We start from the raw sequence: 820 nt of genomic DNA on the forward strand, positions 1-820 counted from the left end.
GGTTCGAAATCCTTGCAGCATGATCATCGGCGCGAAAGCGTCCCGTTGTGACCAAAAGCACGATTTGCGACAGAACCCTTTACCGACACTGGCGGTGTGAGCGATCACGTCTTCGGGCTGTTCGCCCTGATCGGTAAGCGCTTCGCGCCGCGACTGCGCAACCTCAAGGATCGGAAGTTCCACACATTCGAGAAAAGCGATGCCTATCCGGCGCTGTCGAACCACATCGATCAACACCACCCTGATCCTCGACCATTGGGATGATCTGCTTCATCTAGCGGCGTCGATCGCCACTCGCGCAGTTGTGCCCTCGACGATCCTGAAAAAGCTATCGGCATCTCCGAAGGAAAGCCAACTCGCAAGGGCGCTGCGGGAACTGGGCAGGATCGAGCGATCCATATTCATGATTGAATGGTACTCAAGCCCGGCACGCTGCCAAGCCGGCCTCAACAAGGGCGAAGCAGCACACAAGCTCAAGCGCGCCTCGTCGTCAGCGCGATCGTACACTGGAACACGGTCTATCTCGACCGCGCGGGCCACACAGTTGAAACGAGGGGGGCGAAACATTCCAGATACGCTGTTGAAGCATATCTCGCCGCTGAGTTGGGAACATATCAACCTGACCGGCATCTACACCTGGGACACCGAGCATCAGATGCCCGAAGGCTTTCGAACCCTTAGGCTACCGACCCCAAGCCGGCGAGCCGCATGAGTTTCACGATCCGTTCGGGCTTAGCGCAAGGTTTTGTACAGCTCTTGTCCTCACCCCAGATTGTGAGCTAAGGACACCTTTCGTCCTGACAATCATGGTATCCTGCAA

The 820-nt window shown here is 56.8% G+C and carries 1 pseudogene; it reads left to right on the top strand.

From position 1 onward, the window contains the following. Positions 1–96 precede the first annotated feature (96 nt). A pseudogene (locus AC0L3D_RS36800) lies at positions 97–712 on the top strand (Tn3 family transposase). Positions 713–820: the final 108 nt, after the last annotated feature.

Source organism: Mesorhizobium sp. WSM4837 (assembly GCF_055811435.1).